17 protein-coding genes and 1 pseudogene are annotated in these 17253 nt (G+C 60.0%); 6 read left to right on the forward strand and 12 right to left on the reverse strand.

Features of this window, described 5'->3' with window-relative positions; all coding sequences use genetic code 11:
- The first annotated feature begins 20 nt into the window (after nucleotides 1-20).
- Nucleotides 21-950, forward strand: a complete 930-nt coding sequence (locus JTJ32_RS08370; RefSeq protein ID WP_210041750.1) for a LysR family transcriptional regulator — start codon at nucleotides 21-23, stop codon at nucleotides 948-950.
- Here JTJ32_RS08370 and pstB read toward each other — a convergent pair whose 3' ends face one another.
- The 4 genes from pstB to pstS form a co-directional block, all read right to left on the reverse strand.
- Nucleotides 951-1730, reverse strand: a complete 780-nt coding sequence (pstB, locus tag JTJ32_RS08375; RefSeq protein WP_004883964.1) for a phosphate ABC transporter ATP-binding protein PstB — start codon at nucleotides 1728-1730, stop codon at nucleotides 951-953.
- The gene (gene pstA / locus JTJ32_RS08380; protein WP_099227909.1) at nucleotides 1730-2614 is read right to left on the reverse strand and encodes a phosphate ABC transporter permease PstA; all 885 of its coding nucleotides are present in this window, start codon (nucleotides 2612-2614) and stop codon (nucleotides 1730-1732) included. Before pstA ends, pstB begins: the two co-directional genes overlap by 1 nt.
- Nucleotides 2611-3606 carry a phosphate ABC transporter permease subunit PstC gene (pstC, locus tag JTJ32_RS08385; RefSeq protein ID WP_099227910.1) on the reverse strand — a complete coding sequence of 332 codons (996 nt, stop codon included), beginning with the start codon at nucleotides 3604-3606 and terminating at the stop codon, nucleotides 2611-2613. Before pstC ends, pstA begins: the two co-directional genes overlap by 4 nt.
- An 82-nt stretch (nucleotides 3607-3688) precedes the next feature.
- Nucleotides 3689-4708 (reverse strand): phosphate ABC transporter substrate-binding protein PstS, encoded by a 1020-nt coding sequence (pstS, locus tag JTJ32_RS08390; RefSeq protein WP_210041751.1) that lies wholly within the window; start codon nucleotides 4706-4708, stop codon nucleotides 3689-3691.
- A 520-nt stretch (nucleotides 4709-5228) separates the two neighbouring features.
- Here pstS and JTJ32_RS08395 point away from each other — a divergent pair.
- Entirely contained in the window at nucleotides 5229-5525 is a 297-nt protein-coding gene (locus JTJ32_RS08395) for a hypothetical protein (protein ID WP_210041752.1), read from the forward strand.
- Nucleotides 5526-5640: 115 nt separating this feature from the next.
- Complete coding sequence (locus JTJ32_RS08400; RefSeq protein ID WP_099227913.1) at nucleotides 5641-5949, forward strand: hypothetical protein; 309 nt, start codon at nucleotides 5641-5643, stop codon at nucleotides 5947-5949.
- A gap of 84 nt (nucleotides 5950-6033) precedes the next feature.
- Here the strand turns inward: JTJ32_RS08400 and JTJ32_RS08405 are convergent, their stop codons facing one another.
- Nucleotides 6034-7734, reverse strand: coding sequence for a VRR-NUC domain-containing protein (locus tag JTJ32_RS08405; protein ID WP_210041753.1), 1701 nt, complete (start codon nucleotides 7732-7734; stop codon nucleotides 6034-6036).
- Between the two features lie 170 nt (nucleotides 7735-7904).
- Between JTJ32_RS08405 and JTJ32_RS08410 the strand changes: the two genes are divergently transcribed.
- On the forward strand, nucleotides 7905-8402 hold the full coding sequence (locus JTJ32_RS08410; protein WP_184323392.1) for a nucleoside 2-deoxyribosyltransferase: 498 nt from the start codon (nucleotides 7905-7907) through the stop codon (nucleotides 8400-8402).
- A gap of 91 nt (nucleotides 8403-8493) precedes the next feature.
- Here JTJ32_RS08410 and JTJ32_RS08415 read toward each other — a convergent pair whose 3' ends face one another.
- Nucleotides 8494-8709: a hypothetical protein gene (locus tag JTJ32_RS08415; protein WP_184323391.1), complete on the reverse strand. Its 216-nt coding sequence runs from the start codon at nucleotides 8707-8709 to the stop codon at nucleotides 8494-8496.
- Between the two features lie 106 nt (nucleotides 8710-8815).
- On the reverse strand, nucleotides 8816-9721 hold the full coding sequence (locus JTJ32_RS08420) for a LysR family transcriptional regulator (RefSeq protein ID WP_184323390.1): 906 nt from the start codon (nucleotides 9719-9721) through the stop codon (nucleotides 8816-8818).
- A gap of 157 nt (nucleotides 9722-9878) precedes the next feature.
- Here JTJ32_RS08420 and JTJ32_RS08425 point away from each other — a divergent pair, with 157 nt between their 5' ends.
- Nucleotides 9879-10949 carry an AbrB family transcriptional regulator gene (locus tag JTJ32_RS08425; RefSeq protein WP_210041754.1) on the forward strand — a complete coding sequence of 357 codons (1071 nt, stop codon included), beginning with the start codon at nucleotides 9879-9881 and terminating at the stop codon, nucleotides 10947-10949.
- Nucleotides 10950-10965: 16 nt separating this feature from the next.
- On the opposite strand, the gene JTJ32_RS08430 is transcribed toward JTJ32_RS08425, so the two are convergent.
- The 3 genes and pseudogenes from JTJ32_RS08430 to JTJ32_RS26740 all read right to left on the reverse strand — a co-directional run.
- Nucleotides 10966-12210 carry a D-mannose isomerase gene (locus JTJ32_RS08430; protein ID WP_210041755.1) on the reverse strand — a complete coding sequence of 415 codons (1245 nt, stop codon included), beginning with the start codon at nucleotides 12208-12210 and terminating at the stop codon, nucleotides 10966-10968.
- A 119-nt stretch (nucleotides 12211-12329) separates the two neighbouring features.
- Nucleotides 12330-13193, reverse strand: a complete 864-nt coding sequence (locus tag JTJ32_RS26735; protein WP_408004591.1) for a methyl-accepting chemotaxis protein — start codon at nucleotides 13191-13193, stop codon at nucleotides 12330-12332.
- Nucleotides 13185-13955 (reverse strand): annotated as a pseudogene (locus JTJ32_RS26740) (HAMP domain-containing protein); the annotation flags it as partial. The pseudogene JTJ32_RS26740 and the gene JTJ32_RS26735, both read right to left, overlap by 9 nt.
- A 213-nt stretch (nucleotides 13956-14168) precedes the next feature.
- Here JTJ32_RS26740 and JTJ32_RS08440 point away from each other — a divergent pair.
- Nucleotides 14169-14651: a GFA family protein gene (locus JTJ32_RS08440; protein ID WP_210041756.1), complete on the forward strand. Its 483-nt coding sequence runs from the start codon at nucleotides 14169-14171 to the stop codon at nucleotides 14649-14651.
- Between the two features lie 229 nt (nucleotides 14652-14880).
- On the opposite strand, the gene JTJ32_RS08445 is transcribed toward JTJ32_RS08440, so the two are convergent.
- Both JTJ32_RS08445 and JTJ32_RS08450 read right to left on the reverse strand, forming a co-directional pair.
- Nucleotides 14881-16020, reverse strand: coding sequence for a glycerate kinase (locus tag JTJ32_RS08445; protein ID WP_210041757.1), 1140 nt, complete (start codon nucleotides 16018-16020; stop codon nucleotides 14881-14883).
- A gap of 110 nt (nucleotides 16021-16130) precedes the next feature.
- The gene (locus JTJ32_RS08450) at nucleotides 16131-17222 is read right to left on the reverse strand and encodes a sugar diacid recognition domain-containing protein (protein ID WP_099227921.1); all 1092 of its coding nucleotides are present in this window, start codon (nucleotides 17220-17222) and stop codon (nucleotides 16131-16133) included.
- Nucleotides 17223-17253: the final 31 nt, after the last annotated feature.

Consider the following 17253-nt stretch of genomic DNA (forward strand, 5'->3'; position numbering starts at 1 on the left):
TCTGATGCCAAGGAACCCACATGAATCGCAATGAACTGCGCAAGGCCGATATCAACCTGATGGTGGTCTTCGAGACCCTGATGCAGGAGCGCAATGTGACTCGTGCGGCGGAAAAACTGTTCCTCGGCCAGCCAACCATCAGCGCGGCGCTCAACCGTCTGCGCGGCCTGCTCAACGATCCGCTGTTCATTCGCGTCGGCCATCGCATGGAGCCGACCGCTCGCGCCCATGAAATCCTCAAGCACCTGACGCCGGCTCTGGACGCCATGTCCACAGCGCTGAGCCTGACCACGGACTTCGAGCCTTCGGTGAGCAAGATGACCTTTCGCATCGGCCTGTCCGACGATGTCGAATTCGGTCTGTTCCCCGCCATGCTCAAGGCGATCCGCAAGGAAGCGCCGGGCGTAGTGATTGTGGTCAAGCACGTCGATTACCTGAATATTTCCGAGGTCCTGATGTCGGGGGACATCACGGTCGGGGTCTGCCTGACGCGCGAGCTGCCCGCCAACGCCAAACGCAAGACGCTGCGCAATGTTCAGCCACGTCTGGTCAGGGCCGATAAACCGTCAGGCCCGATGTCGATGGAAGAGTACTGTTCGCGGCCGCACGTGGTGGTATCGCACGTCGCCAGCGTCAGCAGCTTCGCCGATGAGTGGCTGACCGCGCTGGGCCGCAAGCGTCAGGTGGTGCTATCGGTGCCGCAATTCACCACCCTGCCCGCGCTGATGGCCGGTACCGACCTGATTTCGGGGCTGTCCGATTACGCGGCGAGTGCCATGAGTGCATTGGGGCTGGTGTACGACGAACCGTTGCCCTTCCCCACGCCGGGACTGGACCTGTCGATGACATGGCTGAGCGTGATGGACAACGACCCTGCCGAACGCTGGTTGCGCAGCAGGATCGAGGAATTCATGGGCGAGCGCCGGGAAGCGCCCGCCCTGGCCGGCTGATCAGCCGAAACGACCGGTGATGTAGTCTTCGGTCTGGGTCTTGGAAGGCTTGGTGAAGATGGTGTCGGTGTCGCCGTGCTCGATCAGTTCACCCATGAACATGAACGCGGTGTAGTCCGAACAGCGTGCGGCCTGCTGCATGTTGTGGGTCACGATGATCACAGTGAACTGCTCTTTGAGCTCGGTGATCAATTGCTCGATACGGCCGGTGGAGATCGGGTCCAGAGCGGAAGTCGGCTCATCCAGCAACAGCACCTGAGGCCGCAGCGCGATGGTCCGGGCGATGCACAGACGCTGTTGCTGACCGCCGGACAGACCGGTGGCGCTCTGCTTGAGCTTGTCCTTCACTTCATCCCAGAGCGCGGCGCCACGCAGTGCCTGCTCGACGCGATCTTCCATTTCACGACGCGACAGTTTTTCATGGTGTTTGATGGCGTAGGCGATGTTGTCGTAGATCGACATCGGGAACGGCACCGGCTTCTGGAACACCATGCCGACATGGCTGCGCAGGCGGTTCATCGAGTAGCCAGGCGCCAGGATGTTTTCGCCATTGAGCAGCACTTCGCCGCGCGCTTCCTGTTTCGGGTACATCGCGTAAATACGGTTGAACACACGCAACAGGGTCGACTTGCCGCAACCCGAGGGGCCGATGATCGCAGTAATGCGCTTCTCGGGAATGGTCATGTCGATGGACTTCAGCGACTTCTGGTTGTTGTAGAAAAACTCCAGACCGCGCACTTGAATCTTGGTCTTTTCGTTGGCCAGGGAAAGGTTGTTCATCAGGACGCCCTATTGCGCAGAAGAATTAAGCGAGAAAGCAGACTCAGTATCAGTACGAACAGCGTCATGACCAGTGCACCGGCCCATGCCAGGGAGTGCCAGTCGTCGAACGGACTCATTGCGTACTGGAACACCACCACCGGAACACTGGCGATTGGCTTGAGCAGATCGCTGCTCCAGAACTGGTTGCCGAATGCGGTGAACAGCAGCGGCGCGGTTTCGCCAGTGATACGTGCCAGAGCCAGCAATACGCCGGTCACGACACCTGCCTTGGCGGCGCGCAGAACGATCTGCAGGGTCAGTTTCCATTGAGGTACACCCAGCGCCAGCGCGGCTTCGCGCATGGTCGAGGGTTGCAGTTGCATCATTTCGTCGGTGGTACGTACCACCACCGGGATCACCAGCAACGCCAGCGCCAGCGCACCGGCAATTGCCGAGAAGCCGACCTGATGGCCAGTCACCGCATTGAGCGGCAGAACGACGACGGTGTACACGAACAGGCCCAGCACGATGGACGGCGCCGACAGCAGAATGTCGTTGATGAAACGCACCGCATTGCCCAATTTGGTGTAGCGCGCAAACTCTGCCAGCCAGATACCGGCCATCAGGCCGATTGGCGTACCGATGAGCAGGCCGATGCCGGACATCAGCACGCTGCCGTAGAAAGCATTGGCCAGACCGCCTTCGGTGCCTGGCGGAGGCGTCATGCCGGTGAACAGTTGCAGGTTCAGGGCGTCGATGCCCTTGATAATGGTGGTCAGCAGGATCCAGACCAGCCACAACAGACCGAACGCCGTGGCGCCGCAGCTGAGCACCATGGCTATCTTGTTCTTGATATTGCGAACACGGTAAATGCGCTCGCTGCCCGTCAGGTCCTGACTCATAACCCCTCCTTACGCGACAGACGCGACAACATCAGACGTGCGAGGGCCAGCACGATGAAGGTGACCACAAACAACAGGAAGCCCAAGGCGATCAGCGCGGAACGGTGAATATCGGTGTAGGCCTCATTGAACTCGTTGGCGATGACCGAGGCGATGGAACTGCTCGGCATCATCAGCGACGCCGAGAACTGGTGAGCGTTGCCCAGTACGAAGGTCACCGCCATGGTTTCACCCAGCGCACGACCCAGGCCCAGGAACACACCGCCTACCACCGCCGAGCGGGTGTAAGGCAGCACGATGTCCCAGACCACTTCCCAGGTTGTGCCGCCCAATGCATAGGCCGACTCCTTGAGCGCGACAGGTACAGTGCGGAAAACTTCCTGCATCACCGAGGTGATGAAAGGCGTGATCATGATTGCCAGCACGATACCCGCCGTCAGCATGCCGATACCCAGCGGAGGGCCCTGGAACATCGGGCCGACCACCGGTAGCGCGCCCAGGTTTTCGGTGATCCAGGGTGACATGTGCTCAGCCATGAACGGCCCGAACACGAACAGCCCCCACATGCCGTAGATGATCGACGGAATACCTGCCAACAGCTCGATGGCCGAGGCGATGGGCATCCGAAGCCACGGCGGCGCTACTTCGGTCAGAAAAATTGCAATGCCGAAACTCACCGGAACGGCGATCAGCAAAGCCAGAAAAGAGGTCACCAGCGTGCCGTAGATCGGAACCAGCGCGCCGAACTTGCCGGCGTTCACATCCCACTCGGTACTGGTCAGAAAGCCAAACCCGAAAGTCTGGAATGCCAGACTGCCACCCCAGAGGGTCGACAGGGCAATACAACCCAGCAAAGCAAGCACCAGCATGGCTGCGGCCTGCAATGAACGCTTGAACCACAGGTCATGGCGATGATCCCGTTTGGCGCGTTTCTCGCCTTCGGTCTCGACAGCTTTGACGGCAGCGGACAGGTATTGGGTGTTTTCAGTCATGTTGAGTCCACTCGCAAGGAAAAGCCCCCGCCGTCGGACCGATATCGCGGCCGATGACAGGGGTCGTACAAGCTTGAATCACTTACTTGGTGAATTCAGCTTTCCAGTAGTTTTCTACGCGATCGACCAGCGATTTCGGCAAGGCAACGTAATCCAGCTCTGCAGCCTGCTTCTGACCGTTTTCGAGAGACCACTTGAAGAAGTCGAACGCCGCTGCGCTCTTCTCTGCGTTCTTGGCCTTCTTGTACATGATGATCCAGGTGGTGGCAGTGATCGGCCATGCTTCTTCACCCGGAGCGTTGGTCATGATCAGGCCGAAGTCCTTGGCGTTTGCCCAATCAGCGGTGTCGGCAGCAGCAGCGAACGACTTGGCGGTCGGCGCGATGAACTTGCCGGCAGCGTTTTTCAGCTGGGTGTAGGACAACTTGTTGGTTACAGCGTAGGAGTATTCAACGTAGCCGATCGAACCTTTGATCTGCTTCACGTAAGCCGAAACGCCTTCGTTACCCTTGCCGCCCACGCCTGCCGGCCACTGCACGGTCGAACCGAACTTCAGCTTCTCGTTCCACTCGGCGCTGGCTTTGCTCAGGTAGTTGGTGAAGTTGTAAGTGGTGCCCGAACCGTCCGAACGGTGAACGACCGTGATTGCGGTCTCAGGCAGCGTCACGCCAGGGTTCAGCGCGACGATTGCAGGGTCGTTCCACTTCTTGACCGTGCCCATGAAGATCTTGGCCAGGGTTTCGCCATCAAGTTTCAGCTTGCCGCTTTCGATGCCTTCCACGTTGATGATCGGCACGATACCGCCAATGACGCTGGGGAACTGACCCAGGCCGGCAGCCTGCAGGTCTTCGGCGGACATCGGGGCGTCAGAAGCACCGAAATCAACGGTAGCAGCCTTGATCTGGGCAATACCGCCACCAGAACCGATCGACTGGTAGTTGATGCGGTTGTCGGCAGTTTTGCTGTAGTCCTGGGACCATTTGGAAATGACCGGGAAGACGAAACTCGAACCAGCGCCGGTTACATCAGTCGCGTGCGCTACACCGCTCAGGCACAGCGAAGCGATCAGAAGCGACAAGCGTTTTTTAGTCAGCAGAATCACGGTAATACCTCAGTCCAGGAGATTGTGTGGTGGCCCACTTGAGGAGGCCCGAGGCGGATTTAAACGCTCAAATGTTTCTGTTTAATGACAATCCGTCGAGCAGCCTCGAATGACGTCGCTTTTTAGAGTCAATTTCCTACACTCGTTTTTTCCTGAAAACTCCTTTGACTCAATGTTTCCGGGGCCTAAAGGGCCTGGCTGCACAGCTAGCCATGTGCCATCCATCGCCGTATAGCTCAAAGCCATCACCGTTATAAAAGTGTAAAAAAATGTGCTGTTTTAGAAGATCAGGTTTTCCAAGCGGAAAATGCTTATAACCAGATCGCCTGAAAAACGACGTCATTCACACTCTGTTTACTCGCTTCTCTACCGCTGATGGAAGACTGTTCGGAGATTCTTATTAAGGGGTGGTATTAAATATAGCCATAATCATTGTGCTACCGTTCGTCGGGATCGCTGGCACCTATGGCAAGTGGCCAATGACCAACATGGGTATCTTAAAAAAATTGGAGTACGCATCATGATCAAGACCAAACTGACTGCCCTAACCCTCGCTGGCCTGATGGCCGTTGCATCAGGTGCTGCCTTTGCTGAAACCTCGCCAACGCCTGCCAATCCCGTGAACGACAACGCGACCAAGCTGCCAGGTACCAATCCGCCGCCGGCAGATCGCAACTCGTCCAACACCAAAGGCACTCAGCAAGGTGAGCAGACCAACAAGTCGATGAAAAACGGCTCCGGCACCATGACCCATGACAAAGGCACCCACGGTACGCACGACAAGAGCGGCGTGACCGAGAAGCCAAAGGTCAACTGATTATCCGAATGACAGTGGCCGGGAACCTCCCCTGCCACTGGTCGGTCGACTGGCACCAGCGCCCTTGTCGCGCGCTCAATCAATGTACGGACCACACTCATAGGAAATCGCAGAAATGAACCTGAAAACAGTAGGCGCATTGACCCTTGCGGCGCTGCTGGGCAGCGTCAGTGCAGGCGTACTCGCAGGCTCGACCGGGCCGACCAATCCTGACAGCAGCGGCCCGAAAGTGCCGGGCACGGGAATGGAAAAGAATACTGACGGCACAACCCCAGGCACTCAAGGCACCAGTCCGGGCACCAAAGGCATGGATCCCCAGCCAGGCAACAACAGCGGTATGCGCGACAAGACGAATGACTCCGGTAAGGCCGGGATGGACACCGATGGTGACGATCAGGACGATGACGACGACAGCGCACCGTGATTCCGATCATGATCGAGAACACATAAGCGCAGCGCGGCGGCCCATTTCAAGCATCTTCAAGGACCGCCTCGCCTCCTCTTTTTTTCAGGCTTGAACACGGCTTTCCTGCAACATCCCCTGCGCCTCATCTCCTCCCTCGGCCCTTTCCAGCGTCCATTTCACATAGCACACATGCACCGGCATCCCATGCTCCGCACAGAAATCCAGCCAACGCAACTGGTTGTCCTGCAAGCGGTCCCCGGGCCCTTTCACTTCGATCATCCGGTAACCGCGCTGCTCAGGGAAAAACTGGATAAGGTCCGGCATTCCTGTGCGATTGGCCTTGATATCCTGCAGCAGACGACGAAACCAGTGGCGCAGATGCTCGGCGGGCAGGCAAACCAGCGCCTGCTCCAGCAAGCCGGGCGTCAGCGCGCCCCAGAACACGAACGGCGATTGCAAGCCATGTTTGCCGAGAAAATTCTCAAGGATGGTGGCGCGGTATGCATCGGATTCGAGCTGGGCCAGACAGCCGTCGAACAGGTGGGCACGGCGCTCGTAGAAATCCGGGCTGTAAAGATCGCTCGGAGCACTGTGGAACGGATGGAAAAACGCACCCGGCAAAGGTGAGAAAATCGCCGACCAGCACAACAGTCCGAAGAGGGAATTGATCAGCGTATTCTCGACGTAATGCACCTCGCCGCCCTCTTGCTGCAAATGTTCGCGGATCAGGTATTCGACACTGCAGCCAGGCAACGGCGTGACTTGCACGTCCATGCGCTCGACCACCCTCGCCGTACGACGGCGTTCGGCTGCCAGGCCCAGCTTGCGCTGCAGGCGTGGCAACACACGCGCCAGATGCTGAACCTCAGCATCGTTTTCCGGCGCCAGCCGGGCCTGTTGCAACAGGGCCATGGCCTCGGCGTATTGTTCATTACGCTCCAGCACCCGGATCTGTCGCGAGCGGGCACCGGGGTAGCTGGATTGCCGGTAAACAGACAGCGCCAGCAGCCAGTCCTGCAGTCGCTCGGCCTGTTGACCGATGCGAAACAGCAGCTTGGCGCGGCGCATCTGTAGCCAGGGACTACGGCAGTGAATGGCAATGGTCTGCTCAGCCAGATCATGCAGCGCCAGACTGGTTTCCAGTGCTTCGCGGCAGGCATGCAATTGCAGGCAGACCTCGATGTCTTCCCGCGTCGTGATTGCCCGGGAATCCATGGAAAACTCGACCTTCTCGTAGCGATAGATACCCAGATCGGCCAGCACGAACTCGGACCATTCCTGATAGAGATTGCCGAAATACAACAATCGCAGACGGTCGCACAGCGGCATGACCTTCAGAGAAAACACGGCATCCGGTAACGAGGCATGCCACTGATCAAGGGATCGGGACTCTGTATAGAGTGGCTGCAGGCGGTCGAACCATAGCTCCTTGCGCTCGGCACTCTTCACGCCGTGCGCCTTGAAGCACTGGCTCAACTCATCCTTGCGCAGCAACTGGAAGAGCTCATCCAGACCCAGCGCAGGACGGTCATCGACCCATCCCAATTCAAGCAGCGGGCCTGCACTTTCGATCGGGTCGCCTATTTCGTCGTAGCTCAACTTGCTCGCCCGAAACAACGTGCCCTTGCGCATGACCATTCGCACCAGCAAGCCCTGAGCGGCCACCGGCAGCCCGGCAAACGACTCGATGAACTGGCGCTCCGATTCGTCGAGCAGGTCGTCGTAACGCTGAGCGATCCAGTCCAGCACCTGGCGAAAGTTTTCCAGGTAATAAAACGGATTGTCGAGAGGTGAGGTATTCAAGGCCAACGGTCACAGATTCGGTGAACAGACTGGTCAAGGATACTGGCTATCCGTACAGATGCCAGCCCAAAAAGCCACTGTCTACGTGCGGGCCGATCAATGGTGCTCTTCATTCAGCGTACTGCCCGCCGTAGAATCAGTGCGATTTTCCCAATGGCGGAGCGACCGTAATGCAGGCACCTCTGGTTTATCTCGCAGGTTTCGACGTGTTTCGTCCGGACGCCATCGAGCACGGGCGTTACCTGAAAGCGCTGTGTACCGCACATGGCCTGGAGGGGTTGTTTCCGTTCGATAACGACGTAACACCCGGCCTATCTCCTCATGAAACCGCGCGGCAGATCTATACGATGAATGTGGCGATGATTCAGCGCTGCACTGCCGTGCTCGCCAATCTGAACGTGTTTCGAGGTCTGGAGCCGGATTCAGGCACCGCCTTCGAAGTGGGGATGGCGGTCGCGCTCGACAAGCCGGTGTGGGCGTATTTCGAGCCGGTGGATTCGCTGCGGGATCTGGTGCCGCACGATAAGCACGGATTCGACGATAACGGCTTTTCAGTGGAGGACTTCGCCCTGCCCCGCAACCTGATGCTCGCCTGCAGCTGGGCCGGAAGCAGCTCAACGGTGGAGCTTGGGGCTGAGGCGCTGGCGTTGTATTTGAGCAAGCGGTAACGGAGATCGGCGGTGTGCCTGAAGCGCAGGCATGCCGCCCGTGACGCGACGCATCACATTCGACCACATCGTCCGGCCAGCACCGAACCATTCATCCCAATGTGGAAGATCCGATATCACCCGTCACGATCGGGTCGAGCTTGTCTGCGTCGACGAAGTCGTCCAGACCGAGGATGTCCAGATCGAGATAGGCCTCGGGATCGCTGTCTTCATCGGCGTCTGCGTCGTTAAGGGGTGACTGGTCGCCGCCGAAGTGATGGATATCTCGAGTCACGTAAATCTGTGCATGTGAAGACGTCTGTATCATCTGGGTGCTCCTGTGAGTCGTCAACGAATCGGACACACTCCAGGTGTCCGCGTCACCAAAGACTAACCCAGCGGCGTCCAAAAGCCAGCAACCGAAGCCGAGATATTCAGGCCCACACCAGAAAGTCCCCGCCATTGTCGCGCAGCATCTGCAGCATGCCCTGCGCGGCCGGCGACAGGTAGCCACCGCTGCGCAGGGTGACGCCGATGGTACGCTTCATGGTGGTCTGTTCCAGCGGCACCTCGCGCAGGTGCTGCATGGTCTTGCCGAACTCCAGCGACTCACGGGCGACGAAGCTCAACAGGTTGCTCTGCGCGATGAGGTTGGGCAACAGCGAGATCGAATTCGCTTCGATCTGCACCGTGGGCAACGGCAAGCCGTGCGCGGCAAAGGTCGCATCCAGCCATTTGCGCGACGACACGCTGACCGGCGGCAACACCCAGCGAAAGGCGCACAGGTCGCTCATTTGCAGAGGTGTGCTCTTGAAGATCGGGTGCTGTTTGCTGGCGATGACCACCGCTTCGTCCTCAAGCACCGCAAAGCTGGTGACGCCTTCGCTGTCCGGTGCCAGCGCGCAGATGATCATGTCCAACTGCCCCGAGCGCAGCGATTCGCGCAGCAGGTCGTCCTGACCGATCACCAGTTTGAAGGTGACGTCCGGCGTGCGTTGCAACAGGGCCGAGGTCAGCTTCGGCATCAGGTGTTCAGCCATGGTCGCCGCGCAGCCGACGCGAATGTTGCCCACCATGCCGCTGGCAAAATCCCGTACCTCGCGCTGGGTCTGGGCGATGCTCTGTTGCAGCTCCTTGCCCCGCGCCTGTAGCAGTTCGCCCACCGGTGTCAGTTTGATACGCCGGCCGTCTCGCTGAAACAGTCTGGTGCCGAACGACTCTTCCAGTCGCTGAATGCTTTTGGTCAGCGCGGGCTGGCTGCGGTTGAGCTTTTCAGCCGCCCGGCCCAAGTGGCCCAGTTCGGCGATGGTTTCAAAATACGTCAGATCGCGCAGGTCCATATCTATCAACCAAAGTTATCAATTCATGATTATTAGAAAATAGACTTGATGGGTTGTGATGTCGATACTTGTCGTACTTGATCAGGGCCGTGTGCCTGTCGATCAACCCGCAACACTCGCAACAACAGGGAGAATCTTCTTGCAACGTGCTTACAGTATGTCTATTCCCGCCCTTTCCCCGCCGGCTCAGTGGCTGGGTCTGATCCTTCTCGCAGGCAGTGCCGGCCAACTGTTGAAATTGATCAACATGCCTGCGGCGATGTTTCTCGGACCGATGCTGGTCGCTATTGGTTTCGGTGTGTCGGGCGCCACGATTCGCATGAACAAACGACTCTTTCAATTCGGCCAGGGCACGGTGGGTGTGCTGATTGCGCACGCCATGTCAGTCAGCGTGCTGATGACCGCTCTCGAGTCCTGGCATGTGATGTTGCTGGCCACGCTGCTGACCGTCGTGCTAAGCGCCGCCGTCGGCCTGTTGCTGGTGCGTTTTGCCGGCATACCGAGCAGCACAGCGGCCTGGGGCACATCGCCGGGCGCCGCTTCGGCAATGGTCGCCATGTCCGAGGACTACGGTGCCGATTCGCGGGTCGTCGCGACGATGCAGTATGTGCGGGTGGTCTGTGTGGTCGTGATCGGCGCGCTGGTCAGCCATTTCATGGGCGCATCGAGCAGCGGCACTGAGGCGCACGGCAACGAAGTGTTGCTGCAAGGCTCCAGCGTGCTGGATCTGGGCCTGAGTCTGGCGGTCATCGTAGTCGGCGTACTGCTGGGCTCGAAGTTGCCTGCCGGTGCATTGCTGATGCCCTTGATACTGGGCGGCGCGCTGCAATTGAGTGGCATGCTGCAGATCACCATCCCGCAATGGCTGCTGCCACTGGGCTACGGAGCAATTGGCTGCTACGTCGGCCTGCGTTTCGACCGCCCCACCGTACTGTATGTCTGGCGGCGTCTGCCGATGATGATTCTGGCCTCGCTGGTGCTGATCGTACTGTGCGCCCTGTCCGCCTGGTTGATCGCCATGATGATGGGCAAGGACTACCTTTCGGTTTACCTGGCCACCAGCCCCGGCGGCCTGGACACCATGGCGATCATCGCCATCGACACCCACGCCGATGTCGGCTTCGTGTTGGCCATGCAGACCTTGCGCCTGTTCGGCGTGATCCTCACCGGCAGCTTTCTGGCCAGACAGATCATCCGCCTGACCGACAAGCGCGCAGCGTCACACTGAGGTTTCGGACGCGGCCTCAGTCCAGCCCCGCCAATGCACTGGCCAGGCTTGGCGACAACGGCAATACCGGCAACAGCGTGGCCTGATACGCGTGATACAGGTCGGGCTTGCCGGGCCAGATGTCTTCGCTGGGAATATTCTGTTCATTCAACTCATGACGCCAGCTGCCGTGTTCGTAATCGATGAACAGCGTTTCGTTGAATTCCCAGAACACCCGATACCAGTCTTCGTACTGCTGCTCGCCGGTCCGTTGCAGCAAAGACGCCGCAGCCGCAGCCGCTTCGCAGTGCGTCCAGTGCAGACGATGGCGAACCACCGGCTTGTTCTCCCAGTCCAGCGTATAGACAATACCCGGCGCACCGTCGACGTCCCAGCCATAGCGACAAGCGTTGGCGAACAACTGACGGGCGTCTTCGAGCATCCACTCGGGACTGGAACGCCCGGCATCACGGCGCGCTGACTCAAGGTGCAGCACCAGACGCGCCCATTCGAACGCGTGGCCCGGCGTGGTGCCGAAAGGACGGAAGCCATCGGCAGGATTCTCACGGTTGTAATCCGGCAGTGGCGTCCAGTCCTGAGTGAAGTGTTCAATGACCTGAAAGTCGTTGGCGCCTGCGTGCTGATGAATCACACGCTCCACGATGCTCAATGCACGGTCCAGCCAGAGCGCGTCACCCGTCACGTCGGCCAGGGCAAGAAACGCCTCGGTGCTGTGCATGTTGCTGTTGGCGCCGCGGTACGCTTCTTCGCCGCTCCAGTCACGGGCGAAGGATTCGCGCATCGCGCCCTCGGCCTCGCTCCAGAAATACGTATTGATGATCTGAATCGCATCCGACAGCAGTGCCTGCGCACCGGGCCTTCCGGCCACCACCGCGGAACTGGCCGCCAGTGCGACGAAGGCGTGCAGATAGGCTTGCTTGTCAGTGGTTCCACCGTCTTCGAGCGCCGCGCTGAACCAGCCGCCATGCTCGGCGTCGCGCAATGGACCGCTGAGCGCGGCGACGCCGTGATCCACCAGTGCGGCGCAACCGGGAATGCCCTGCGCGTGGGCCATGGAGAAGCAGTGCGTCATGCGTGCGGTGTTCATGGTTTCGGCGGTGGCTCCCACCATCAGACGGCCGTAGTCATCAAGGCTGCCGAACCCGTTCTGCAGTTTCGCAGCCTTGGCAAAGGCCAGCAGACGACTGCCTTCCTGGGACAGCCATTGATGATGGGCTGGCGAGCGCAGCCAACTGCTGAAGGTTTGTTTGTTATTGTTCATGACGCTGAGCAGCCTCCATCGATAGACATACCTGCACGGTGGTCTTCGCGACCGGGTGCAATAATGCGCGCCCGGCCGGTTGGCGGCAAGCGCGCTCAGGCCTTGTCGATGTCGGCTTTTCAGACCTTGAAGCGAGCCACCACCTGGTTCAGATCAGCGGCCAGACGCGACAGTTCGTGGCTCGAAGCACTGATCTGATTGGCGCCCTGGGTCGACTGCATGGACAAGTCACGGATGTTGACGATGTTGCGGTCCACTTCACGAGAGACCTGGGCCTGCTCTTCGGCGGCGCTGGCAATCACCAGGTTGCGCTCCGAGATCTGGTTAATGGACGAGGTGATTTCGCTCAACGATTCGCCTGCTCCCTTGGCCAGCGACAGCGTGGAGCTGGCGCGGTCGCGGCTGGTGTTCATGGACTCCAGCGCCTGGGCCGAACCGCTGCGCATGGCGTTGACCATGGAGTCGATTTCCAGCGTCGACTGCTGGGTGCGATGCGCCAGCGCCCGCACTTCATCCGCCACCACGGCGAAACCACGACCCGACTCCCCGGCGCGCGCCGCTTCGATGGCGGCGTTGAGCGCCAGCAGGTTGGTTTGCTCGGCGATCGAACGGATCACATCCAGCACCTTGCCGATGTCCTGAGACTGATCCGCCAGGTTCTGCACCAGAACCGACGTGGCCTGGACGTTTTCGGTCAGGGTCTGGATCGACTGAACCGTCTCGATCACCCGGCTCTGCCCGGCCTGCGCCGACGAACTGGAGTGGCTGGACGCGTCTGACGTGGACACTGCGTTGCGGGCCACTTCTTCAACCGCCGACGTCATTTCGTTGATGGCGGTGGCGGCCTGATCGATTTCGGCGTTCTGCTGGTTCAACCCGCGATAGCTGTCCTCGGTGACCGAGTTCAGTTCGGTGGCGGCGGACGCCAGTTGACCGGCGGAGCTGCCGATATGGCGCAGCGCTTCGCGCAGATTGCCCTGCATCTGCTCCAGTGCCCGCAACAAGCGAGTGACTTCATCGTTGCCATCGACCGCGATGTTCTGGGTCAGATCGCCCTGAGCCACATGCTCGGCGACACTGACGGCGCGCTGCAGCGGACCGACGATGCTACGGGTCAACCACAGCGCCAGACCAATGGTACCCAGCGCGGCGAGTACGACAAACGCCAGGACGATACTGCGCGACGCCTTGTACTGAGCCTCGGCCGCCTTGCCCTCCGCATCGACTTTGGTGACATAGAAATCAGCCAGGTCATTGAGTTGCTTGCCGGAACCGTCGACGATCTGCTTCATGTCGGCCAGCAACAGCTTGTTCAGCCCCTTGCTGTCGCCTTGAGAAGCCAGCACGAAAGATTGATCCAGCGCGGTACGGTATTGGCCCATGGTGACCAGAAACTGATCGGCGAGGACCTTCTCTTCCGGGGTGTCGACAAAACCGTTGAGGATATCGAGCTTCTTGGTCAGGTCGCCCAGGCGCACGTCCATCTGGCCACGGTAGGTGGAGATGCTTGCAGGGTCTGTGTCCAGTGCCATGCGCAGGGAAATGGTGCGAATGCGCAGCATGATTTCCCGCACATCGTTGACCACCCGCATGCTCGGGACCCAGTTGGTTTCGACGGCCACCTCACTCTCCCGGATGGCAGACATCTGCACCAGTGCAAACCAGCCCAGCAGCGCTACCAAAAGGGATATCAGGGTAAAACCCAGACCCGCACGGCGGGCGATCGTGAGTTTGCGTAAATTCATGGCCAGGGCTCTTTATATTTGGAAAGGCAGTGTGAGCATCATTGGTTGTCAGACAACCGCCAAGCATATCGACATTGTCGGACAGTTCTTTAGGTCATCGGCCATCATTTCATTTTCCATCCACGGTCCGACGAATGAACACGCTCAACACGGCGGGACGCCTGTCTACTTCCATGCACTTGAAACCGACTTGAACAACCGTGGAGGTTTGCCATGCATCTGGAAGGTTCCTGCCATTGCGGCGTCGTGGAGTTCAGCCTGGACAGCGCCCATCCCTATCCTTATCAACGCTGCTACTGCTCGATCTGTCGCAAGACTCAGGGCGCAGGCGGCTACGCCATCAACCTGAGCGGCGATGCTGCGAGCATGAAGGTCAAAGGGAAGGAAAACATCTCGATCTATCACGCCAAAATCCGCAAAGATCACCCTGTGGAAACCAGCAGTGCCGAGCGGCATTTCTGCAAGGTCTGCGGCAGCGGCCTGTGGCTGTTCAGCCCGGACTGGCCGGATCTGATTCACCCGTTTGCGTCCGCGATCGATACGCCGTTGCCGATGCCGCCCGAGCGCACGCACATGCTGCTCGATTCCAAGGCATCGTGGGTGGAGGTCGATGTGCACGAAAGCGATCGTCAGTTCGATGGCTATCCTGAAGAATCGATTGCCGACTGGCATGAAAGACTGGGGCTGGAGCGTTGACAGCTGACCATGGATCAAGATGCCTCCATGCCCCTGACACAGCGCTGCGTCTCGGCAAACACTGCACACCGGGAGGCGGCTTGCCGACGATGAACGATAACGCGATCTCCTGACCTGCGCGTCGATTCAATCGTCGGATTGCCGCCCGGTCCGCTTCCACGACGCCGGGTGTTTAATGCGCGACAGCGCTACGTCCAAGACGTGTAGGCAGTTGCATTGACGCCGAGCGTCATCTCGAGGCCGCCAACTGCCACACCCGCGCCACGTCCCGCGCCCGCTCATGCAGCAGGCGAGGCGCTTCGCGGCAGGCCTTTTCGAGGTCCATGGGTCCGCTGGTCAACGCGAACGCGGCGCTGATGCCGTGCTGATAAAGCTGCTCGTAGCCTTCGCCCAGCGTTCCGGCCAGCACGATGACCGGCACTTGTTGGCGCTGGGCAACCCGCGCAACACCCAGAGGCGTCTTGCCGCGCAAGGTCTGGGCATCGAAACGGCCTTCGCCCGTGATCACCAGATCGGCACCGCGCAGTGCCTGTTCAAGACCCGTCAGGTCTGCCACCACCTCGACCCCGGCACGAAACGATGCATTCAGATAGGCCTTGGCGGCGAAACCCATGCCGCCCGCCGCACCGCTGCCGGGACTGTCACGCAGGTCGTGGCCCAGCGTTCGAGCCGAATGGTCGGCGAAATGCGCCAGCGCGGCATCCAGCGCCAGCACCTGATCGGGTGACGCACCCTTTTGCGGACCGAAGATATGCGATGCGCCATTGGGACCGCAGAGCGGGTTATCGACGTCGGCTGCAATTTCAACGCGCACGCCTGCCAGCCTTGGGTCCAGACCGCTCAGGTCGATACGCGCCAGATCGGCCAGGGCCAGGCCGCCGCCCGGCAACGGCCGATCGTCACGGTCGAGAAAACGCGCGCCCAATGCCGAGATCATGCCGCTGCCGCCATCGTTGGTTGCACTGCCACCGATGGCCAGAATGACCCGCTGCGCACCGGCGTCCAGTGCCGCCGAGATCAACTGACCAGTACCTGCGGTGCTGGTCAGGCAGGCATCGCGTTGCGTGAGGGTCAGCAGTTGCAGACCGCTGGCCATGGCCATCTCGATGATCGCGGTGCGGCTCTGCGCCAACCAGCCCCAGTGAGCCTCGACGCGGTCGCCCAACGGGCCGCTGACCTGTGCGCTCATCCATTGACCCTGGCAGGCGTCCAGCAAGGCTTCAATGGTGCCTTCACCACCATCGGCCATGGGGCACTTGACGAGTTCGGCATCGGGCCAGACTTCGGCCAGGCCACTGGCAATTGCGTTGGCGACGGCCTGGGCACTGAGACTGTCTTTGAAGGAATCGGGGGCGATGACTATTTTCATTGTTGTTCTCCATGTCCGTGACCGGATGTTCTCATCCCTGCCCCGCTTTGCCGCCTGCCCGGCGCACAACGATTCGGCGTGCTGATCGGGCATTTGAACAAAACCTGCTTTCAGCCCTGTCGCGGAGTCATCTGCACCCCTAGATAAAGACGCAGCAGGTCAACGGTCTTGTAGGGGTCGCAGCCGGTCAGCTCAGCGATCTTTTCCAATCGGTAGCGCAGGCTGTTGCGATGGATACCCAACGCATCGGCGCAGGCCTGGCTTTCGCCGCTGTGATCGAACCAACTGCACAGGGTTTCGAGCAACTGCCCCTGATTATGCAAACGGCCCACGGGCTCGGCGACTTCGGACGCCAGCCAGTCATGCCGATGACGCCAGAACAGCACGGGCAGACGGTGATCCGCCAGCCGCACCAGGCGCTGTTTCGGGTGGGCCTGAGCAGCATAATCCAGCAGGTCTCGCGCTGCCGCGCAGGCGTGGCGCAACTCGGGCAGGTCCGTCGAAGGCTCTACCGTGGCCATGCGCATGACTGGCCAGTGATGCTCCTCGAATTGCTTGAGTAAAGCGGCATCGTCGCGATCCTTGCCTACCGCGCGGCACCAGTAGAGCAAGGTCGGCTCACGCAGCACGAACCAACTGTCGGCATAGCGTGAGCCCAGCCACCCGGCGATCTGGCTGGCCGCAGAGGCCTGCACCCCCAACTGAATCAGCACCGCCTGGCGGGGCAATTGCGGCTGCAGTCCCAGTTGACGGGCTTCGTCGACCAGGCTTTCGGGGCAATCGGGCAGCAACAGCCGCGCCAGCAGATCCTCGCTTCGCTGCAGGCGCCATTGGCGGTCAGTCTGCTGACGGCGTTGCTCCATAAGCATTTCAGCGGTCATCTTCACCAATTCGCCGTAGACGCGGACCTCTTCCGGCTCGCCGGTGATACCGAGCACGCCGACCAGTTTGTGATCGAGCATCAGCGGCAGGTTGACGCCAGGCTTCACTCCGCCCAGGTGCAGGGCAGCCCGGGAATCGATTTCGAAGACCTGGCTGTTGGCGAGCACCCGTTGAGCGCCTTCGTGTCGAGTGCACAGACGCTCGGGATCACCGCTGCCAATGATGATCCCCAGGTAGTCCATGACATTGACGTTATAGGGCAGAATCGCCATGGCGCGGTCGACGATGTCCTGAGCCAGGTCCCGATCAAGCGCGAACATGAAGAACTCCCGGTGCCACGAGGGGCTTGGA

The organism is Pseudomonas alliivorans (assembly GCF_017826695.1).
Lineage (GTDB): Bacteria > Pseudomonadota > Gammaproteobacteria > Pseudomonadales > Pseudomonadaceae > Aquipseudomonas > Aquipseudomonas alliivorans.